The organism is Sphingomonas sp., from assembly GCF_036387595.1.
In the GTDB taxonomy this organism is placed as follows: domain Bacteria; phylum Pseudomonadota; class Alphaproteobacteria; order Sphingomonadales; family Sphingomonadaceae; genus Sphingomonas.
In genome coordinates, this window is sequence record NZ_DASVTL010000029.1 from 148072 (window position 1) to 168784 (window position 20713).

The 20713-nt window shown below is 67.4% G+C and carries 22 protein-coding genes and 1 pseudogene; 3 read left to right on the plus strand and 20 right to left on the minus strand.

All coding sequences use genetic code 11. From position 1 onward, the window contains the following. Positions 1–122 precede the first annotated feature (122 nt). From murB to VF643_RS02015, 15 genes are all read right to left on the minus strand, one after another. Positions 123–1022 carry a UDP-N-acetylmuramate dehydrogenase gene (gene murB / locus VF643_RS01945; protein WP_331041673.1) on the minus strand — a complete coding sequence of 300 codons (900 nt, stop codon included), beginning with the start codon at positions 1020–1022 and terminating at the stop codon, positions 123–125. Further along, positions 1019–2434 (minus strand): UDP-N-acetylmuramate--L-alanine ligase, encoded by a 1416-nt coding sequence (gene murC / locus VF643_RS01950; RefSeq protein ID WP_331041674.1) that lies wholly within the window; start codon positions 2432–2434, stop codon positions 1019–1021. The genes murB and murC overlap by 4 nt, the downstream gene beginning before the upstream one ends. Before the next feature lie 151 nt (positions 2435–2585). Then, positions 2586–3731 (minus strand): undecaprenyldiphospho-muramoylpentapeptide beta-N-acetylglucosaminyltransferase, encoded by a 1146-nt coding sequence (gene murG / locus VF643_RS01955; protein WP_414713766.1) that lies wholly within the window; start codon positions 3729–3731, stop codon positions 2586–2588. Further along, complete coding sequence (locus VF643_RS01960; protein WP_331041730.1) at positions 3728–4909, minus strand: FtsW/RodA/SpoVE family cell cycle protein; 1182 nt, start codon at positions 4907–4909, stop codon at positions 3728–3730. The genes murG and VF643_RS01960 overlap by 4 nt, the downstream gene beginning before the upstream one ends. Before the next feature lie 62 nt (positions 4910–4971). After that, entirely contained in the window at positions 4972–6432 is a 1461-nt protein-coding gene (murD, locus tag VF643_RS01965) for a UDP-N-acetylmuramoyl-L-alanine--D-glutamate ligase (RefSeq protein ID WP_331041676.1), read from the minus strand. Then, positions 6429–7499 (minus strand): phospho-N-acetylmuramoyl-pentapeptide-transferase, encoded by a 1071-nt coding sequence (gene mraY, locus VF643_RS01970; protein WP_331041677.1) that lies wholly within the window; start codon positions 7497–7499, stop codon positions 6429–6431. The genes murD and mraY overlap by 4 nt, the downstream gene beginning before the upstream one ends. Then, positions 7500–8807, minus strand: coding sequence for a UDP-N-acetylmuramoyl-tripeptide--D-alanyl-D-alanine ligase (locus VF643_RS01975; RefSeq protein ID WP_331041731.1), 1308 nt, complete (start codon positions 8805–8807; stop codon positions 7500–7502). It lies immediately after the preceding gene. A 62-nt stretch (positions 8808–8869) separates the two neighbouring features. Continuing rightward, on the minus strand, positions 8870–9010 hold the full coding sequence (locus tag VF643_RS01980) for a hypothetical protein (protein ID WP_331041678.1): 141 nt from the start codon (positions 9008–9010) through the stop codon (positions 8870–8872). After that, positions 9007–10422: a UDP-N-acetylmuramoyl-L-alanyl-D-glutamate--2,6-diaminopimelate ligase gene (locus VF643_RS01985; RefSeq protein WP_331041679.1), complete on the minus strand. Its 1416-nt coding sequence runs from the start codon at positions 10420–10422 to the stop codon at positions 9007–9009. The genes VF643_RS01980 and VF643_RS01985 overlap by 4 nt, the downstream gene beginning before the upstream one ends. Next, positions 10419–12158: a penicillin-binding protein 2 gene (locus VF643_RS01990; RefSeq protein ID WP_331041680.1), complete on the minus strand. Its 1740-nt coding sequence runs from the start codon at positions 12156–12158 to the stop codon at positions 10419–10421. The genes VF643_RS01985 and VF643_RS01990 overlap by 4 nt, the downstream gene beginning before the upstream one ends. Next, on the minus strand, positions 12155–12835 hold the full coding sequence (locus VF643_RS01995; protein ID WP_331041681.1) for a hypothetical protein: 681 nt from the start codon (positions 12833–12835) through the stop codon (positions 12155–12157). The genes VF643_RS01990 and VF643_RS01995 overlap by 4 nt, the downstream gene beginning before the upstream one ends. Beyond that, on the minus strand, positions 12832–13788 hold the full coding sequence (gene rsmH, locus VF643_RS02000) for a 16S rRNA (cytosine(1402)-N(4))-methyltransferase RsmH (protein WP_331041682.1): 957 nt from the start codon (positions 13786–13788) through the stop codon (positions 12832–12834). Before rsmH ends, VF643_RS01995 begins: the two co-directional genes overlap by 4 nt. Next, entirely contained in the window at positions 13785–14285 is a 501-nt protein-coding gene (locus VF643_RS02005) for a division/cell wall cluster transcriptional repressor MraZ (RefSeq protein ID WP_331041683.1), read from the minus strand. The genes rsmH and VF643_RS02005 overlap by 4 nt, the downstream gene beginning before the upstream one ends. A 238-nt stretch (positions 14286–14523) precedes the next feature. After that, positions 14524–14760 (minus strand): hypothetical protein, encoded by a 237-nt coding sequence (locus tag VF643_RS02010; protein WP_331041684.1) that lies wholly within the window; start codon positions 14758–14760, stop codon positions 14524–14526. A 77-nt stretch (positions 14761–14837) separates the two neighbouring features. Beyond that, positions 14838–15806 (minus strand): cysteine synthase A, encoded by a 969-nt coding sequence (locus VF643_RS02015; RefSeq protein WP_331041732.1) that lies wholly within the window; start codon positions 15804–15806, stop codon positions 14838–14840. Positions 15807–15960: 154 nt separating this feature from the next. Between VF643_RS02015 and VF643_RS02020 the strand changes: the two genes are divergently transcribed. The 3 genes from VF643_RS02020 to aat all read left to right on the plus strand — a co-directional run bounded on the left by VF643_RS02020 (position 15961) and on the right by aat (position 17896). Further along, a complete protein-coding gene (locus VF643_RS02020) occupies positions 15961–16344 on the plus strand; it encodes a hypothetical protein (RefSeq protein WP_331041685.1) in 384 nt (127 codons plus the stop codon). A 122-nt stretch (positions 16345–16466) separates the two neighbouring features. Then, entirely contained in the window at positions 16467–17168 is a 702-nt protein-coding gene (locus tag VF643_RS02025) for a ParA family protein (protein ID WP_331041686.1), read from the plus strand. 5 nt (positions 17169–17173) lie between these two features. Then, positions 17174–17896, plus strand: a complete 723-nt coding sequence (gene aat / locus VF643_RS02030) for a leucyl/phenylalanyl-tRNA--protein transferase (protein ID WP_331041687.1) — start codon at positions 17174–17176, stop codon at positions 17894–17896. 35 nt (positions 17897–17931) lie between these two features. On the opposite strand, the pseudogene VF643_RS02035 reads toward aat, so the two are convergent. The 5 genes and pseudogenes from VF643_RS02035 to VF643_RS02055 all read right to left on the minus strand — a co-directional run. After that, positions 17932–18303, minus strand: a pseudogene (locus VF643_RS02035) (DUF2155 domain-containing protein); the annotation flags it as partial. 71 nt (positions 18304–18374) lie between these two features. Next, positions 18375–18770 carry an NADH:ubiquinone oxidoreductase subunit NDUFA12 gene (locus VF643_RS02040; RefSeq protein WP_331041688.1) on the minus strand — a complete coding sequence of 132 codons (396 nt, stop codon included), beginning with the start codon at positions 18768–18770 and terminating at the stop codon, positions 18375–18377. Between the two features lie 146 nt (positions 18771–18916). Further along, positions 18917–19369 (minus strand): DUF192 domain-containing protein, encoded by a 453-nt coding sequence (locus VF643_RS02045; protein ID WP_414713767.1) that lies wholly within the window; start codon positions 19367–19369, stop codon positions 18917–18919. A gap of 20 nt (positions 19370–19389) precedes the next feature. Beyond that, on the minus strand, positions 19390–19953 hold the full coding sequence (locus VF643_RS02050; RefSeq protein ID WP_331041690.1) for a cold-shock protein: 564 nt from the start codon (positions 19951–19953) through the stop codon (positions 19390–19392). Positions 19954–20030: 77 nt separating this feature from the next. Then, on the minus strand, positions 20031–20600 hold the full coding sequence (locus VF643_RS02055) for a regulatory protein RecX (protein ID WP_331041691.1): 570 nt from the start codon (positions 20598–20600) through the stop codon (positions 20031–20033). Positions 20601–20713 lie beyond the last annotated feature (113 nt).

Consider the following 20713-nt stretch of genomic DNA (forward strand, 5'->3'; position numbering starts at 1 on the left):
CGATTCCGCGGAGGGGGACCGTCGCGCAGCGATGGTGGAGGGGGTTGGCCACATGGTGCAGCGCGCGTGGCGAGCTCCCTCCACCAGCCTTCGGCTGGTCCCCCTCCCCGTGCCGGGGAGGATCATATCTTCACCCCCAGCCGCTGAATTTCCCATTCCAACGTCACCCCCGAATGCGCCTTGACCCTGTCGCGCACCTCTTCGCCCAGCGCTTCGATCTGCGCGCTCGTCGCAGTGCCGAGGTTCAGCAGGAAATTGCAATGCTTTTCACTGACTTGTGCGTCGCCCAGGCGCAATCCCCGGCAGCCCGCCGCATCGACCAGCGCCCACGCCTTGTGGCCGGGAGGGTTCTTGAAGGTCGAGCCGCCCGTCTTCGATCGGAGCGGCTGCGAGGCCTCTCGCGCAGCGGCGATGCGGTCCATTTCCGCCTGGATCGCGGCACGTTCGCCCGACACCCCGCGGAAGGTGGCGGAAATAACGACGCAGCCGTCGGGCACCTCGGAGTGGCGATAGGTGTAGCCGAGATCGGCCGCCGCCAATATCCGCCGCTCGCCCGATCGCAGCACGACCTCGCACTCGACCAGCACATCGGCCGTCTCGCGGCCATAGGCGCCGCCGTTCATGCGGACGAAGCCGCCGACGGTGCCCGGAATCGACCGGAGGAACTCGACGCCCGCGATGCTCGCGTCGCGCGCCGTTGAGGAAACCAGGATGCCGCTTGCCCCGCCTCCGCAGCGAAGCGTCATCGCATCCACCGCCTCCACCTTGGCGAATGCCTTGCCCAGGCGCACCACCACCCCCGGTACGCCGCCGTCGCGCACGATTAGGTTGGAGCCGAGCCCCAGCGCCATGACCGGCGTCGCGGAATCGAGGGCGGCGAGGAAGGTGGACAGGTCTTCGATGTCGGCAGGCTCGAAAAGCTGCTCGGCCGGACCGCCCGCCTTGAACCAGACGAGCGGCGCGAGTGGGGCATCAGGAGTGAGGCGACCGCGGACCGGCGCAGCGGCGGGCGTGGCGGTCATCGCCGCGCCTCGATCGCGCTCGCCAGGCCGGCGGCCCATTTCGTGATGTCGCCCGCGCCCAGGCACACGACCATATCGTCGGCGCGGATCGTCGCCGCGAGTTCTTCGGCGAGCGCATCGGCGTTCGCCACGGTTGCGGCAGAACGATGGCCGCGGCGTTTCAGCCCCTCGACCAGCGCGCCCGCGTCCACGCCCGCGACGGGCGACTCGCCCGCGGCATAGACCGGCGTTACCAGCACGCGATCCGCATCGTTGAACGCAGTCTGGAAATCCTCCATCAGATTACCGAGTCGCGAATAGCGGTGTGGTTGGACGACGGCGATCACCCGGCCCTTCGCGCCTTCGCGAGCGGCGGCCAGCACGGCGCGGATTTCGACCGGGTGGTGTCCGTAATCGTCGATGATCGTCACGCTGCCGTTCGCCACCGGCACTTCGCCCACGTTCGTGAAGCGACGCTTGACCCCGCCGAACTTGGCGAACCCGCTCTGGATCGTCGCATCGTCGATGCCGAGTTCCAGCGCGACCCCGATCGCCGCCAGCGCATTCTGGACATTGTGACGGCCGGGCATCGGCATTTCGATCCCCTCGATCGAGCGCGTCGCTCCGTCCCGCGTGCGGACGATACATTCGAAGCGGTTGCCGCCGGGGACCGGGGTGACGTTGACCCCGCGCACATCGGCCTGCGCCGAAAAGCCGTAGGTCACCACGCGCCGGTCGCGCACGCGCGGCAGGATGTTCTGCACTTCGGGGTGGTCCAGGCACAGCATTGCGGCGCCGTAGAAGGGCACGTTCTCAACGAACTCGACGAACGCATCCTTGATCGCATCGAAGCTGCCGTAATGATCGAGATGTTCGGGGTCGATGTTGGTGACGACCGCAATGGTGCCGTCGAGACGCAGGAAGCTGCCATCGCTCTCGTCGGCCTCGACCACCATCCAGTCGCTCGCGCCCAGGCGGGCGTTGGAGCCGTAGCTGTTGATGATGCCGCCGTTGATGACGGTGGGATCGACGCCGCCGGCATCGAGCAGCGCCGCGATCATCGAGGTCGTCGTCGTCTTGCCGTGGGTGCCCGCCACCGCGACGGTGGATTTCAGCCGCATCAGTTCGGCGAGCATCTCCGCCCGGCGCACGACGGGTATCCGGCGTTCGAGCGCCGCCTCCACTTCGGGATTGGAGCGCACGATCGCGGTTGAGACGACCACCACTGCGGCATCGCCAAGATTGTCCGCGGCGTGGCCGATGGCGACTGGTATCCCCTTGTCGCGCAGGCCCTGCACCACATAGCCCTCGGCGACGTCGGAACCCTGCACGCTATAGCCCAGGTTCTTCATCACCTCGGCGATGCCCGACATGCCGATGCCGCCGATGCCGACGAAGTGGATCGTACCGATGTCGGTCGCGACGCCCTTCATCGCATCCTCCCCGCTCGCGGGGAGGGGAACCGTCGCGCAGCGGTGGTGGAGGGGGTTCTCCGCAAGCGAATCGCACGCGGCGGACCCCCTCCACCACCGCCTTCGGCGGCGGCCCCCCTCCCCTTGCAGGGGCGGATCAGCGATACAACACTCACGCGAACGCCGCCTTGGGCTTTTGCGGCATACCCACCGGGAGGCGCGCAACCGGCGCGTCCAGGCTTTCTACCAGATCGGCAAGATCGCTGGCCGCGTTCGGCCGTCCGCATGCCCGCGCGCGGCCGGCGGCGTTTTCCAGTGCGGCGGGATCGAGGCCCAGCTTCTGCATCTGCTTGGCGAGTTCGACCGGGGTGAACTGCGACTGCGGGACCGTCCGCGCGCCGCCCGCCGCCGTCATCTCGCGCGCGTTGACTGTCTGGTGATCGTCGGTCGCCGATGGCAGCGGCACCAGGATCGCCGGACGGCCAGCCGCGGTCAGTTCGGCGAGGGTCGAGGCGCCGGCACGCGCGATGACGAGGTGCGCCCAGGCCAGTTGCTCGGGCAGATCAGGCAGATACGTCGCCAGCTCGGCGGCGATGTGATGCTCGGCATATTGCGCGCGTGCCGCGTCGATGTCCTCGATGCGCGCCTGGTGCGTCACCTGCAACCGGCGGCGGAAGGTCACGGGAAGCATAGCCAGCCCATCGGGAACGACATGCGAAAGCACGCTGGCTCCCTGACTGCCGCCGGTGACGAGCACGCGGAAGATGCCGTCTTCCTCCAGCAGCGGATACGGCCGCGCGCGCAGTGCCAGCACCGCATCGCGCACGGGATTGCCGACCCGGTGAACCTTGGCGTCGAGCTTCGCGGGCAGCCGCTCGGTCGGGTCATAGGAGGTTGCAATCGCATCCACCCGCCCGGCGACCAGCCGATTGACCCGGCCGAGCACCGCATTTTGCTCATGCACCGCGGTGGGGACGTTCTCCGCAAACGCCGCCATCAAGGCAGGAAGCGCCGGATAGCCGCCGAAGCCGATCACCGCAGCCGGCTTGAACGTGCGATAGAGTTCGCGCGCCATCGCCCGGCCGCGCCACATCTCGCGCACCGCGCTGGCCCAGCCGAGCGGGCGTTTCACCTGAAACCGTCCCGCGGGCAGGACGTGGGTCTGAATGCCGTCAAACAGGTCGGGAAAGCGCACCCCGCGCGCATCGCTGACCAGCGCGACGCGGTGGCCGCGCCGGGTGAGTTCGGTCGCGAGCGCCGCGGCCGGGACCATGTGGCCGCCGGTGCCGCCCGCCGCCAGGACGAAATGCTTGCTCATTCGCTGCCCCATCGCACGACATAGGGGCTGCGCGTGAGGAACGGATTGCGCCGGGTCAGGGCCAGCAGCATGCCCATGCCGATCGACAGCGCGATCATCGACGATCCACCGTAACTGATGAACGGCATCGTCATCCCCTTCGACGGTGCCAGCCCCGTGTTCACCGCCATGCTGACCAGCGCCTGCGCACCGAATTGCACTGCCAGGCCCGATGCCGCCAGCAGCTTGAACTCGTCCTGCTCGTCGAGCAGCTTGACGAACACGCGGACGACGATCGCCAGGAATACGATCGCGATAATCGAGCAGGCGATCAGCCCGAACTCCTCGCCGATCACCGAAAAGATGTAGTCGGTATGCGCCTCCGGCAGCCCGAACTTGGCGCTGCCCCCGCCCGGCCCGGTGCCGGTCCACCCACCCGAGGTGATCGTGCGGTGCGCGGCATCGGTCTGGAAGTGGTCGCTCGCGCCCTCTCCCTCCACGCCGGGAAAGAGGAAGGCGTCGATCCGGGCGCGCGCGGTGCCATAGAAGAAATAGGCCGCGATCAGGCCGGCGGGCGCCAGCGCGGCCAGCCCCGCCATCACGCGCATCGGCGTCCCCGCGATCATCAGCAACGCCATCCAGACCGAGCAGAAGATGATCGTCTGCCCGAAATCCGGCTGCAGCATCAGCATGACGGCCACCGCGGCGGTCATCCCGCCGGTGATGAGCACCGTCGGCAATTCGGGATCGCGCGCCTTGAGCGACAGTAGCCAGGCGACGGTGACGATGAACACCGGCTTCAGGAATTCGGACGGCTGGAACTCCGCGACGATCAGCCCGATCCAGCGCCGCGCTCCATTATGTTCGACCCCGATGAAGGGCGTGAGCGCAAGGCAGGCGATCAGCAGCGCCGCGCCGATCAGCGCCAGCCGCCGCACCAGCACCACCGGCATCATCGACACGCCGAACAGCACCGGCATCGACACCGCGACCCACAGCAGTTGGCGCCAGAAATAGTGGAGCGGCGCCAGCTTGTGATGCTCGCCCGAATAGCGCGCCGCCGTCGCGGGACTGGCCGCGGCGACGGCGATCAGGCCGATGGCGATCAGGAACATGGTGAGCAGTAGGAGCATCCGGTCAATGTCCCAGAACCAGGTGCCCAGCGGCGAGCGATCGCCGCGCCCGCCGCGATGCCGCATCTGCGCGACGATGCCACGGCCCCTGCCCGCCAGATTACCTCCCACGTTCCCGACGACGTCGGTCATGCCAGCCCCTCAACCGCAGCCCGAAATGCGCGTCCACGCTCTTCATAGTCGCCGAACTGATCGAAGCTAGCACAAGCGGGCGACAGCAGCACGGTTTCGCCGGCAAGAGCCTGGGACGCGGCGCTGGCGACCGCGGCGGCGAGCGTGCCCGCCTGCTCCACCGGCATGTGGCCATTGAGGATGGCGGCGAACCGTGGCGCCGCCTCGCCGATCGCATAGGCACGCACGACGTGGCCGAAGGCGGGAGCGCAGGCGTCCAGATCGTCGCTCTTGGCGCGACCGCCGACTATCCAGTGGATTCGGTCGAAGGCGGCGAGCGCGGGGGCGGTGCTGTCGGGATTGGTTGCCTTGCTGTCGTTCACATAGGCCACGCCGTCCACGGTCGCGATATGCTCCATGCGATGCGGCAGCCCCGCGAAGGTCGCCAACGCGCGGTCGATCGTCGCCTCGTCGATCTCCAACGCGCGCGCGACGGCGATCGCGGCAAGCGCGTTCTGCGCATTGTGCGGCCCCTGCAGCGCAGGCCACGCGCGCTGGTCCATGCACACGCCGGGCGCGATTCTGGTCAGATACTCGCCGCGCGCCGACAGGCTGCGCGCGATGCCGGCTGTATAAGCGTCGCCGATGCCGATGACCGCCTCATGCTCCGGCGACTGCATCGCGAACAACCGCGCCTTGGACGCGGCATAGCCGTCGATCCCGTCGTATCGGTCGAGATGATCCGGCGTGATGTTGAGCAGCACCGCGACCTCGCAGTCGAGCGTCTGCGTCAGGTCGAGCTGATAGCTGGACAGTTCGAGGACATAAACGCCGCCCGCGGCCAGCGGCTCCTGTGCGAGGATGGGCAGACCGATGTTGCCGCCCATGAGCGCAGGAGTGCCTGCGGTGACGAGGATATGGTGGACCAGCGCGGTCGTGGTGGATTTGCCATTGGTGCCGGTGATCCCGACGACCTTGTGCGGCAGGAGGTCCGCGCGCGCTTGGGCGAAGAGTTCGATATCGCCGATTACCGGAACGCCTGCGGCGCGCGCCGCGGCGGCGAGCGGGTGGGTGTTGAGGGGGACACCGGGGGACAGCACAAGCGCGTCATATTCGGAAAGGTCGCCGAACTCAGCCACCCGCAATTCCTCCCCGGCACGGGGAGGGGGACCATCCTCAGGATGGTGGAGGTGGCCATCCACAAGCGCACCGCCCAGCGGATACCCCCCTCCACCCTTCGCTTCGCGAACGGTCCCCAGTTCAGGGTCGATCGTGCTCCCAGCACGATCTTGGATTGCCGGGGGCAATCCAACCCCGAACTCCGTACCGGGGAGGAATGCCGCCCGCGTCTCCGCATCCGCATCCCACGCCACGACCTGCGCACCGCTCGCCACCAGCGCCCGCACCGTCGCCGCACCCGACCGCGCGAGCCCGAGCACGGCGTAACGCCGGCCCTTCCAGGCCTTTGCGACGATCACCGCAGCTTCAACGTCGACAGGCCCGCCAATGCCAGCACCAGCGCGATGATCCAGAAGCGGATCACCACGGTCGGCTCGCTCCAGCCGAGCTGTTCGAAATGGTGGTGGATGGGCGCCATCTTGAACACGCGGCGTCCGGTGCGCTTGTAGAAGAACACCTGGATGATGACCGAGAGCGCCTCGACCACGAACAGCCCGCCGATGATCCCCAGCACGATCTCGTGATGCGTGACGACCGCGATCGTGCCGAGCGCGCCGCCCAGCGCCAGGCTGCCGGTGTCGCCCATGAACACCGCCGCGGGCGGCGCATTGAACCAAAGGAACGCCAGCCCGCCGCCGACCACCGCACCGCAGAATATCGCCAGTTCGCCCGCGCGGGGGACGTGCGGGATGCCCAGATAGTCAGCGAATTTCACGTTGCCGCACAGATAGGTAATTATCATGAAGGCCACGGCGGCGATGATAACCGGCATCGTCGCCAGCCCGTCCAGCCCGTCTGTCAGATTGACGGCGTTGCCGAACGCAACGATCGTGAACGCCGCGAAGACGGGATAGAAATACCAAAGCTCGATATACATGCGGTTGGTGAACGGCAGGAACAGGCCGCTGCCGTTCTGACGCATGATGATGGCTGCCGCTATTCCCGCGATCAGGAACTCCAGTGCCAGCCGGGTGCGGCCGGATACGCCGGCGGTGCTCGCCTTCTTGACCTTGTCGTAATCGTCCAGGAACCCGATCGCGCCGAACCCGAGCGTCACGAACAGGCACGCCCAGACGAACGGATTGGACAAGTCCATCCACAGCAGGATTGAAAGCGACATGCTCGTCAGGATCATCAGCCCGCCCATCGTCGGCGTGCCGCGCTTGGCCAGGTGGGTCTGCGGACCGTCCGCACGGATCGGTTGCCCCTTACCCTGACGAATACGCAGCCAGCCGATGAACTTCGGCCCGATGATGAGGCCGATCACGAGCGCAGTCGCCACTGCGGCGCCGCTGCGGAAAGACAGATAGCGGATCAGGTTGACCGCACCGGGGAAGCCCAGCTGTTCGGCGATCCAATAGAGCATCTAAATTGTCCCGCCTCGCAGGCCCGCGATCACCCGCGACAGCCCCACCCCGTTCGAGCCTTTAACCAGAATGACGTCGCCGGACGCGAGTATGTCGCGTGTCGCCGCCAGCGCTGCCGCGGCGTCCGCCACATGAACGAAATCGACCCGCCCCTCAAGCGCCTCGGCGAGCGGCGCCATCGCTTCGCCGACGAGAATGGCCGCTTCGACGCGCGCGTCGATCACCGGCGTGGCCAACGCGGCATGGTAGGCTGCCGAATGCTCGCCCATCTCGCGCATTTCGCCGAGAACCGCGACGTGCCGCCCCGGCTCGCGCGCCAGCACCGCCAAGGTCGCGGCCATCGACGCCGGATTGGCGTTGTAGCTTTCGTCAATGACCAGGGCATCGCCGTCTGCCACTTGCGTCGTGAAGCGCAAGCCCCGCCCCGCCAGGCCGCCCAGATCGGCAAGCGCCAGCCCGGCCAGCCCCAGGTCGCCACCGACCGCATCCACCGCGGCAAGTACCGCCAGCGCGTTGGAAACCCAATGTGCACCCGGCTGAGACAAGGTGAAACTCAGTTCGCGATCTCCCAGCCGCGCGGTGACGAAGCTGCCGCCGGTCTTCACCCGCATCGCCTCCACCGCGCGGACATCGGCACCGGCATCGCTGCCGAAGGTCACGATTCTTGCGGCGCAGGGCGTCGCCGCGTCGATCAATCTGTCGCGGTGTGGCGAATCGAAAGGTATGATCGCCACACCGCCGGGCTCCAGCCCCTGGAATATCTCGCCCTTGGCGTCGGCAATCGCCGCCTCGTCCGGGAAGAACTCGGCGTGTGCGGGTGCGATCGCGGTGACGATCGCGACGTGCGGGCGGACCAGCCGGGTCAGCGCGGCGAGTTCGCCGGGATGGTTCATCCCCATCTCGAACACGCCCGCGCGCGTGTCCTGCGGCATGCGGGCCAGGCTCAGCGGCACGCCGACGTGGTTGTTGTAGCTCTTGACCGAACGATGGACTCCGCCGCGCCAGCCGCGATCCAGTGCGGCGAACAGCGCCTCCTTGGCGCTCGTCTTGCCGACCGATCCGGTGACTCCAACGATTTTGGCGCCGGTGCGGGCGCGGCTGGCGCGGGCGAGCGCGTTCAACGCTCCGGTCGTATCCGCCACCTGGACGTGCGGGCCATCGCACGGTTGCGTGACGATCGCCGCGGCTGCGCCTTGCGCGAACGCTTGGGGCAAGAAGCGGTGGCCGTCGGTCGCCTCGCCGTTCAAGGCAACGAACAAGTCCCCCGGTCCCACCTCGCGGCTGTCGAACGCGACACCGTGCGCCATGAAAGTCGTGGACGCGACACCGGAGGTGGCTGCGGCGATGTCGGCGCCGGTCCACAGAGCGGTCACGAACCTTCGCGCTCGTCGGGGCGGGCCTGACCGCCGTAGCGCAGCGCAAGCCGCGGGCGTGCGGCATTGTCCGCGGGAACCGGTGCGCGCGAGAGACTCGGCCGATCGCTCTTTGCCGGAACCACGACCTTCTTCATGCAGCGCACGTGCGCGCGACGGCGACATCGTCGAAGGGCAGCACCATGTCGCCGACGATCTGGCCCTGTTCGTGCCCCTTGCCGGCGATCAAGACGATGTCGTTGCTGCGGGCTTCGGCAACGGCGGTGGCGATGGCTTCCCGCCTGTCCCCGATCTCACGCGCGCCCGGCGCTCCATCGAGAATGTGGCGACGGATCGCGGCGGCATCCTCGGTACGTGGATTGTCGTCGGTGACGATGACCAGATCGGCCTGGGTGATCGCCACCTGGCCCATCACCCCCCGCTTGCCCGCATCCCGGTCCCCGCCCGCGCCGAACGCGACGATCAGCCTGCCGTCCGCATGCGGCTTCAACGCGGCTATCGCGGCTTCCAAGGCATCGGGCGTGTGGGCATAATCGACATAGACCGGCGCCCCCGACCGGGTGATCGTCGCGCGCTCCAGGCGCCCGCGCACCGGTTGCAGCCGCGCGAGCGACGCCAACGTCGCGCGGGTGTCGCCGCCGGTCGCAATGACGAGGCCCGCCGCAACGAGCGCGTTCGCCGCCTGATAGGCGCCGATCAGGGGCAGCGCGACCTGATGCATAACGCCCTCGGCCTCGATCCTCAGGCCCTGCCCCAGCGGCGTCGGATCGCGATCCACCAGCCGTAGCGTCTGTCCGCGCGTACCCACCGTCATCAGGCGATTGCCTCGCGCATGCGCCAGATCGACGACGCGGCCCGCCGAATCGTCGTCCGCCCACACGACCGCGGTGCCGCCAGGCGCCAACACCTCGGAGAACAGGCGCAGCTTCGCGGTCAGATAGGCGCCCATGTCGCCATGATAATCCAGATGATCGCGGGTCAGATTGGTGAAGGCGGCCGCGCAGACCGATAGCCCCTCGGTGCGATATTGCGTCAGTCCGTGGCTCGACGCTTCGAAGGCGAGATGGCTGACACCCTCGCGCGCGAGCCCCGCCACGTTGGAGAGGAAGGTGACCACGTCCGGGGTCGTCAGCCCGGTGGTCACCCGCTCGTCGGCGGTGGTCACCCCCAGCGTGCCGATCGAGGCGGCATGAAACCCCGCCATTCGCCAGAGCTGCCGCGTCATCTCGACGGTGGAGGTCTTGCCGTTGGTTCCCGTCACCGCCACCGCCGTCTGCGGGAAGGGCGCGAAGAAGCGCGCGGCGAGGTGGGCGAAGCATTCGCGCGGATTGTCATGCGCGATGTGGAGCGCGCCCGCGACGGCGACATCGGGTGCCGCCACGACGGCGATGGCGCCGGAGCGCACTGCGTCCGCGATGTAATCCTCACCGTTCACGCGCATGCCTCGAAAGGCGCCGAAGATCGTGCCCGGCGCGACCTTGCGATGGTCGATGGCGAAGCCGGTCACGACGGCCGCCTCGCTGCCGCCGGTCAACGCCCCCAGCTTCATTCCGCCCCCCCGCCCGCGGTCGCGGTGGCGTGAGACGATCCGGGCGCATGCCACAGCAGCGGCATGATATCGCTCTCGTCTACGTCCTTTCGATCGTCGGGCATCACACCGAGCATCGCACCGGTGCGGCTGATAACCCGGCTGACGACCGGCGCGGCGGTGTAGGCGGCGGTCGTCTGGAACGAATTCTCCTGCACCCGCTTGGGGCTGTCCATCATCACGATGACGACATAGCGTGGCGCGTCCATGGGAAAGGCAGCCGCGAAGGTCGAGACGTTGGCGTTCTTGGCATAGCCGCCAGCCTGCGCGACCTCTGCGGTGCCGGTCTTGCCACCGACCCGGTAGCCGGGCGCTTCGCCCCGCTTGCCGGTGCCCTCGAGCACGATGAGCCGCAGCAACTGGCGCATCCGATCGCTTGTCGATTGCTTCAGGACGCGGCGCCCCACCGGCGCCTGACCGGCTGGAACCTTGAGCAGAGTGGCCGGCCGCCATACCCCGCCGTTGACCAGTGCGGCATAGGCGCTGGCCAGGTGCAGGGGCGTGACGGCGATGCCATGGCCGTAAGCGGTCGTCATCACGGTGGTCCGCGCCCAATAGGTCGGCCACAACGGACGGCCCTTCTCCCGCAATTCGATATCGGGCTTGGTATCGAAACCCAGCTTGCGGAACATCGCCTGCATCCGCTGCGCCCCGACCGCGTCGGCAATCCGCGCGGTGGCGATGTTCGATGAATAGATTAGCGTTTCAGGGATGTTGAGCCAGCGCTTCTGCTCATGCCCGCGATCGTCGTGGATCTGGAAACCGCCTACCTTGATCGGCGCCGTCGCGTCGAAGCGCCGGGCCATCGACGTCTCCACGCCCGTGTCGATCGCGGTCGCCATCGCGATCGGCTTGAAGGTCGATCCCAGTTCATAGACGCTCTGCGTGGTCGCGTTGCGCAGCTCCTCGACACCCGACATGCCGACGCGATTGGGGTTGAAGGTCGGCAGAGACACCATCGCGATCACTTCGCCAGTCGCGACGTCGAGGACGACGCCGGCCGAACTGCGCGCCATATAGGCGGTCTGCGCGCGGCCGAGTTCGCTCTCCATCGCGGCCTGGACGCGGGTGTCGATCGATAGCGCAACCGGCTTGCCCGCGGTCGCGGGGTTGGTCAGGCGCTCGTCGAGCACGCGTTCCATGCCGCTCATGCCATGCCCATCGGTCGATAGAAATCCCAGCGCGTGCGCCGCCATGTTCGACTGCGGATAGAGCCGCTGCGTCTCGCGCGCGAAGACCAGCGCAGGCTCCCCGATCGCATTGACCTGCTCGACCAGCGACGGACTCGCGCGGCGCTGGAGATAGGTAAAGCTGACGTCCTTGGTCAATTGACCATAGAACCACGCCTGGTCGCCGCGATCGGGCATCAGCGCGGCCAGGCGCGAGGCTATGTCCATCGGATCGCCGATCAGCTTTCTGGGATGAACCGCGATCGTCCAGGCGTCGATCGTTCGCGCCAAGGGTGATCCGTTGCGATCGACGATGTCGCCGCGCCCCGCCAGCGTCGCTGCACGGACCGCCGCATCGGCCGGCCCAGCGAACAGCGCGAGCATCGCCAGCCGCCCGATTACCACCGTCACCGCCGCCGCGAACAGCAGCATCGCCATCATCAGCCGCGTATGCGCAACCCCGATCAGCGCATGACGCTGACGCGAATCGCGGCGCTGACCGATCGGCCGGGCGACGAGCACCGTCACCGGCGCCGACCTGCCTCGGCGCGCGCACCGCTCAGGATGTCGCCGAGCGTGGTGTCCGACAGCAATTTGCGATCGAGCATCGCCACTGCCTGCGGCCTGACGTTGGCGACCGCTACCGCACGGTACATTGCTGCCTGTGCCTTGGCGGTCGTCACGATCGCCCGCATCGGCGTCGCGGCCCGGACCAGCCTGGCGGGGCGCACCGGATCGGGCTGCTGCAATGCGACCTGGACCGACGCGGTCTGGATTGTCGCGGGAGAGAATGCCTGCCGCGGAACGGTGGGTGCGACGACGGCCGTCTGAAGGTTCACGCCCGCAAGGCTGGGCACCAGCAAGGCCGCGGTGCGAACCGGCGAACCATCCGGGCCGGCTGCCGGACCAGCGGTCACGTCTATCGCCGCCAACGCCGTCTCGTTCGCGATGAACTGGCCTACGACCGGAGCGGTCAGCGCCAGCGTGTCGCCATTCCAGCGTTCGAGCTGCGCCAGGTTCGCACGCGTGTTGAACTCGGTTTCCAGCGCGCGGATGTCGCGCTCGGCATCCACGACCCGCGCATTAACCGCTTCCAGACGGCTCCGCTCGGCCGCAACCTGCAGCGAGACGAGATAGAAGGTCAGGACCACCACAACGCAGCTGCCGAACCAGCCCACGCCCTTCAACCGATGCGCCGCCGTCATGCCTGTCGCTCCTCGAACACGTTACTTGCCGCCACCATCGTCCAAGCCGCCGCATCGGTTCGGCGCGCCATCCGCAACGTCGCCGACCGCGCGCGCGGGTTGCGCGCCAATTCGGCCTCGCCCGCGCGCACGGCCTTGCCCACGCCTTCGAAGCTGGGAGCCGGCCGGGCGGTCGTCGCATCGGGAAGATGACGCGAACCTGAAGGCGCGCCACCCGATCGATCGCGCAGGAAGCGCTTGACCATCCGGTCCTCCAGGCTGTGGAAGGTCACCACCGCCAGCCGGCCTCCCGGCTTCAACACGCGCTCGGCCGCAGCCAGACCGTCCGCCAATTCGTCGAGTTCGCGATTAACGTGGATGCGGATGGCCTGGAACGCGCGGGTGGCAGGATCTTTCTTGTCGTGCGCGCGGTGGCCGAGCGCACGGCGAACCACATTGGCAAGTTCGCCGGTACGCGTCAGCGGGCGCGCCGCCACGATCGCGCGCGCGACGCGGCGCGATCTGGGTTCGTCGCCGTAGCGATAGAGGACGTCAGCGATATCGCTCTCTTCCGCTTCGTTGACGAAATCCGCCGCGGTCGGCCCATCCTGCGCCATGCGCATGTCGAGGGGACCGTCGGCCTGGAAGGAGAAGCCGCGCGCCGCCTGGTCGAGCTGCATCGACGACACGCCGATGTCCATCGTCACGCCATCCGCCGACGCGGCTTCGACTGCGCTCTCCATCGCCGAGAATTCACGCTCCACCAGCGTCAGCCCCTCGGGCGCCGCCGACCGCCCGGCCGCGATCGCATCAGGATCGCGGTCGAAGGCGATCACCCGCACCCCGGCTGCCAGTAGCGCGCGGGCATAGCCTCCGGCTCCGTAAGTCGCGTCGATCATCGTCTCGCCCGGCGTAGGCGCGAGCGCGGCGACGACTTCTTCCAGCAGCACCGGGACATGGCGATCGTCGCTCACAGCGCCACCCCCTTCTCGGCCATGTAGAAGCGGGCCATCGACTTCATGATCTCGGGCGCGTCGGCGGTCTCGATCAGCGTCTTGGGATCCCAGATCTCGATATAGTCGAGCACCCCGTAGAAAAAGGCATGCTCGCCGATGCCGGCATGGAAGCGCGGAAAGCGCGGCATGATGAAGCGGCCCGAACCGTCGAACGGCACGGCTTCGCCGGACGCGGCCCGGCGCTTGATATTGTAATCAAACTCGCCGTCGGCACTGGTGTTGTCGGCTTCGCGGCGATCGAGCTTTTCGGCCAAGACATCGAGAAAGTTGGGATCGTAGGCGATCAGGCAACGGCTGCGCTGATGCGCGCCGATGACGATCGTGCCCCCGTCCTTGCCGTTCGATTTGGGGCTGTTGGCCGCAAGAACCGTGCGGAGCGCAGAAGGGATCGCGACCCGACCCTTGTCGTCGACAAGGCCGATACCGTCTCCCTGATAGCGCCCCCTGGCCGACACTCCATTCCCCACCGCATACGCACAAGCGCCCTCGATCCGGCAAGCACCTCTCGGCGCCGACGGTCCTGCTCCGTGCAGATATGAGTTTGCCCTCTGTCCAACCGACGTATCAGCGGCCAGTCGGGGACGCAACGGGATTTTACGGGATTTTAGGGGAAATGAGCGCTTAGCTACTCGCCTATGAAGACGTTGCCGATCTGTTCGGCTTCCACGTTTGGAGGTGTCAGGTATGAACGCATCACGGGGTCGCCGGAGCCTGGATGTTAGTGCTGGGCGCGACGCCGAGTTCAGCGAGCGGCTCGCTGGATACGCCTGCCATATTATCGAGGGCCATGTTCGCGACCACTTCGGGCTGCGGCGCTCCGATCGCGGACACCGGGCGTTCGCGACTGGCCGACCCGATCACCAAACTGGCCAGGCCGATCAGCAGGATCACCGCGGCAAGACCGATCAGGCCGACCTTGACGCGCTGCATGGACTGTTTCGGATCGCGGACGGGATTCATTGCTCCGACAAAACTAACCGAAACGGGCCGATCTGTCCAATCGCGACTCACACGAGCCCCTTCTCCGCACGCCATGCAGGATCGTGGAGAGTCGAGAGGTAGCGAAAGCCGGTATCGCACAGGATCGTCGCAACCCTGCTGCCCGCGCCCAGTTGCTGCGCCAGTCGCACTGCGCCCGCGACGTTGATCCCGGAGGACAGGCCAAGACACAGCCCCTCCTCGTCGAGTAGTCGCCGCACCCATGAATAGCCTTCCGCGTCGGAGATGCGGAATTGCGTGTCTATCGGCGCGCCCTCAAGATTGGCGGTAATCCGGCCCTGCCCGATCCCCTCCGCCACCGACGATCCTTCGGACCGCAATTCGCCGTGGGCATAATAGTCGTAGAGTGCGGCGCCGTGCGGATCGCTCAGCGCGATTCGGACGCGTTCGTCCTTCGCTTTCAATCCCAGGCCGACCCCGGCGATCGTGCCGCCGGTTCCCGCGGCGCAGGTGAAGCCGTCCACCCGCCCCTCCATCTGCGCCCAGATTTCCTCTGCCGTCCCAACGACATGCGCGCGCCGGTTTGCGACGTTGTCGAACTGATTTGCCCAGATCGCGCCGGGCGTTTCCTCGGCGATGCGACGCGAGGTGTGGACGAAATGACAAGGGCTGGAATAAGCCGCGGCAGGCACAAGCACGAGTTCGGCCCCGAGCGCACGTAGCGTGTCCATCTTTTCGCGGCTCTGCGTCTCCGGCATCACGATGATCGTGCGATATCCCTTGGCATTGGCGACCAGCGCCAGCCCTATGCCGGTGTTGCCGGCGGTCCCCTCTACGATGATCCCACCAGCCTGGAGAGTGCCCCGCGCCTCGGCATCCTCGACGATGAACAAGGCTGCGCGATCCTTCACCGAAGCACCGGGATTGACGAATTCGCACTTGCCGAAAATCTCAGCGCCAGCGGCCTGGCTGGGGCCTTTGAGCAGGACGAGCGGCGTATTGCCGATGAGTGCGAGCGTATCGGAGGTCGTGTGCATGGCAGTGAGATAGGTAGTCGGGGGCATTTGGCGCAACCTCAAGTCTGCAATCTGCCAGACAAGCCGATCCCGCTTTCGTCGCATCGCATCCTTATGGTGCAGGTGCGAAGACGCGCTTGACGAGGGATGCTGCATCCGCGAACATCACCGGACTATGAAAACCATCCCCTTCCTCGCTCTCACCGCCGCCGCGCTGGTCTCGGCGTGCAATTCTCAGCCCTCGGCCCCCGAGGTACTCGATGCCAACCCCGATCCGATGAAGAACGTCCTGGCCAACGCGGCCCCGGTTGAACTCCCGCCTGCAATCAAGGCGGACAAGACTTTTCGCTGCAAGGACAACAGCCTGGTCTACGTCACCTTTTTCCAAGGCGACAAGCTGGCGAGCATCCGTACCGAGCAGACCGGGCCAGTCACGCGCTTGACCGCACCAGCGGCGGGCGAGCCGCTGACTGCGGACGGCGGCTGGACGCTGACCGGCACGCCCGCCAGCATCACCGTGACGGTGCCCGGAAAGCCGTCGCAAACCTGCCGCGCCTGAACTCCGTACCGCTCTGATCCGGGCGCCCGTGCGAATTTTCGCGCGGGCGCCTGCTCGATGACCTGGTGCACTCTCCGGTGTCCGGGGTTGCCACTCGCCGCATGCGCGGGCAGGCTGCCGCCATGGCGACGATCGCGGTACATGCGCTGAAAGGTGGGGTGGGCAAGACCACCATCGCGGTCAATCTGGCATGGGCCTCGGCGACGCTGTCTTCGCGGCGGACACTGTTGTGGGATCTCGATCCCCAAGCGGCGGCGACATGGCTGCTCGGCGACGCCGGCGGCGAGCAGGCCCGCGCGATCTTTGCGCGCGAAGCCGTCCCCAAGCCGCGTGCCACCATTTGGGACCGGTTGAGCGTCATCGGGGCCGACGCGTCGCTGCACGGCCTGGACCGTCTCTTCCACGAAGCTGACGCCAAGAAGCGGTTGTTGAAACTGATCGCGCGATCGGGCGATTTCGATCGGGTGATACTGGACTGTCCACCGGGATTGGGCGAGGTGGCCGATCAGGCGATCCGCGCTGCCGACCTGATCGTCATTCCCGTCATCCCCTCACCCTTGTCGGAACGCGCGTTCGATGCGGTGATCGAGCGGGTCGGTGGTCGAACGCCCCTTCTGCCCGTGTTTTCGATGGTCGATCGCCGTCGCAAGTTGCATGCCGAAGCGCTGGCGCGGCACCCGGAGTGGCCGATCGTGCCGATGTCGAGCACGATGGAAGCAATGGCCTTGCACCGCGCGCCGGTTGGCACCTTCGCCAAGCGCACCGCACCCGCGCACGCGCTCGCGAGCCTGTGGCGTGAAATCGAGCAGCGGCTGACGGCGTGACCGGCATGCCGGTCCTCGACCCCCAATTGGTGCTCGGCGCATATTCCGTCGGGGTCTTTCCGATGGCCGACGATCGCGACGCGCGCGACGTTTATTGGGTCGAGCCGAAACGGCGCGCGATACTCCCCCTCAATGGGTTCCGCTGCGCGCGTTCGCTGCGCAAGACGCTCGCGGCCGATCGCTTCCGCGTCACCGCCGATACTGCCTTCGCCCAGGTCGTTCGGCTATGTGCCGAGAGCGTGCCCGGCCGCCCCGAGACGTGGATCAACCGTGGGATCGAGCGGGTGTTCAGCGAACTACATGCAATGGGGTTTGCCCATTCGGTCGAGTGCCGCGATGCCGGTGGGCAGCTCGTGGGCGGGCTATACGGGCTGGCGCTTGGCCGCGCATTCTTCGGGGAGAGCATGGTCAGCCGCGCGACCGATGCCTCGAAGGTCGCGCTTGCCTGGCTCGTCGCACGGCTCAGGGTCGGCGGCTTTACCCTGCTCGACTGCCAGTTCCAGACCGCGCACCTTGCCTCGCTCGGCGCGGTGGAGATCGACCGCGACGCCTATGTGGCGTTGCTCGGCGATGCGCTGTCGGGGATTGTGGGCGCGGCTTCAGGGATCCGGGAATCAGCGGCGGGCGACTTCGGCGCACTCGACCGCGGCTGGAGACTACCGACCGGCACCGTGTCGGGCCCGCCATCGGGAAAGGACATCGCGCAGCTTTTCGTCCAGACATCGTAGATCGGGTGCAGGACGACGTTGAACGCTGGCCGTTCCTTGAACAGCCAGCCCGAAAACGCCCGCCGCCATCGGCTGTCCACGCCGCGCACGTCGAGTTGGACAAACGCGCCGGTCAGCGCCGCATCTTCCCACGGTGCGGTTCGATCGCACGCACGCAGGCGGACGACCACGTCGCCGACCCGCACCGCCTGTCCAGGCTTCAAGGTCAGTTCGCGGCTGACCCCGTTGCGCTTGTTGAGCAGGCCGACCACCGCGATACGTTGCGCCATCGGCGTGCCGCCCGTTGGCAGTGCCTCGGCCCCCGCATCCACGGTTTCGATCGTCTCAGCCGCCCCACGTGCTGGCTCTGCGATGGCAGGTATGTCCTGTTCGGTGGCACCAGTTGCGACCGGCACGTCGGCGCGCATCGCGCTCCAGACAAACCAGCCCGCCAGCGCCAGCGCCGCGGCCAGAACGGCCGCGGCCACCCAGCGCCTGTTCACCCTTCGGGCGTCCAAGCTTCGTAGTCGCCCGTCGCGGCGGCGCGGCGGCCACCCTTCTCCAACGCACCTTGCGGACGATACGCCTGAGCGGTGCCGGTCATATTGGCCATCCCCTCCTTCTCCCAACGCCGCGGGGGCGGGAGCGAATCGTCGGGGATGCCGTCAACCTGGTGGTGCAGCCAGCCGAACCATTCGGGCGGCACACGGCTGGCATCGTTCGAGCCTTCGTAGATCACCCAGCGACGCTTGCGCCCCGACGTATCAGCGCCGCCCTCGTAATATACGTTCCCGAGCGGGTCCGCCCCCATCTTTGCCATGCCACGCAGGCCCCAGACCCGCGTGCCAAGACTTGCGCCGTTCCACCAGGTGAAGATCGAAGCGAGGATTCCCATGTCCGCCCGCTTACCGTGCGGTTGCGCGGGCTTCAATGGGGATGACGTCCGTGCATCACCGAGCCATAGGCGTAACCCCGAGAACGCCGGCTCCAGTGCCAGTCCTTCGACTTCATCCAGCGATCGAATTTACAGACACGCCCATGTCATCGCGGCCACGTCACCCGGTCTCCCTCTGCGATCCCCAAGGCGCTCGTCCGGCCGCCCGCAACCTCCAGCACCGCCGCCACCGGCTCGCCCGAGGACACCATTGCCTCGGAGAACGGCACGGTATTCTCGGCGATCCGCGCGATCGTGCCGTCGGCGCGGATAAAAATTATGTCGAGCGAACTCGGGGTGTTCTTCATCCAGAAGTTTGCTGGCCTGGGCGGGCCGCCATCGCCCGGATACGGCGCGAAGAGCATGCCTCCGTCGGGCGTCAGCCCGGTACGAAACATCAGCCCCTGTTCCTGCTGCGCTGGAGTCCTGGCCAGTTCGACCCGGAAGACATGACTGCCGCTCGCGCTTGCGACAGTCACCGGCACACGCGCCGCCGCCGCTGCGCTCGCATTGTCGCCGGACGTCCCGACCCCGGGCTTGCAGGCCACAATCGCGAGCATCAACAAGCAGGATAGACGCTTCACGCGACCGGCTCCACCGCGACGGCCAGCGGGCCTTTGCGCCCGACGACGACCCGCGCGCGCAACGGCTGTTCGGGTTCGATCGCGCCCAATCCCGCCCGCCGCAACGTCTCCATGTGGACGAATATGTCGCTGCCATCGCTGCCGCGGATCAAGAAGCCATAGCCCTTTAGCCGGTTGAACCACTTGACGACGGCGGGTTCGAACGGGCCGGCTGCGTCGATCAAGGCGACCGGGTCGATCCGGTCATCGCCCTCGCCACGGCGGGGCAAAGATTCCTCGACCGCGTTCGACAGGTCGATAGTGACGATCTCGCGTGCCTGATAGCCGCGGCCCCGACGCACCGCCATCGTCTCGACCCGCGCACCTTCGGGCAGGCTGCGGCGGCCGTGCGGCTGGACGACCGAAAAATGGACGAGAATGTCGCCGACCTGCGGATCGTCGCATACCGCAAAGCCGAAGCCACGGGTCATGTCGAACCACTTGATCGTGCCGCTCAGAGCGACCGCGTCGCCCCCGACGTCGATCATGCCTGTGCCGGCGCGTTGCTCCTCTGCACGCATGCCAATTCCCCCATGTCCTAAAGCCTAGCACGGTTAACCGTCATCGCAATCCGTGGCGGCGCGATCGTCGTCGCCGCTTAATCGAGATCAGCGGGTTCGGGTTCGTGGCCCGGTAGCATCGCGACGATCCGCCGCGCCAGATCGAACCGGTGACCCGCGCGCAGCATCGCCGCGATCTGCCGATCAGCGCCCGCGCGATCGGGCATTTCGCGCGCCCAGGGGCCGATCCGCCGCCGTCGTGCAAAGGCCAGCGCCGCGCTGCCGGCGCTCTCGGCGATCACGGGCGCGACCGCCTGTGCATCCGCTTCGTCGATTCCCGCTTGATGGAAGGCGCCTGCGATCCGGCGTGCGCCCAGCCCGCGCCGCGTCATCGCGCCTGCACGCGCTTCGGCGTAGGCGCGATCGTCGATATAGCCGAGTTCCGCCATCCGTTCGGCAACGCTGCGGGGATCGACGGGCGCACCGTCCCAGCCGCGCTCGCGCATCTTGCGCTTGAGGTAATCGGTCAGCCGGCCACGCGTTGTCGCGAAGCGCTCGACATAGCGCAACGCCAGCCGATCGAGCGCGGCCTCATCCAGCGGCGGCGGGGGGCGGCGTTCGCTGCGGGGCTTGGCAGCCTTGGGCGATCTGCGGGTCGTTTCGGTCATGCGCCATGATTGTGCCACACTGGGATCGGAATTTGAACGTGCGCGAGGAGCATCGTCGCGGGTTGGCAGGGTCCATGCGCGAGTTTGCCGCGTAACTGGTCCGTGCCGAGGAC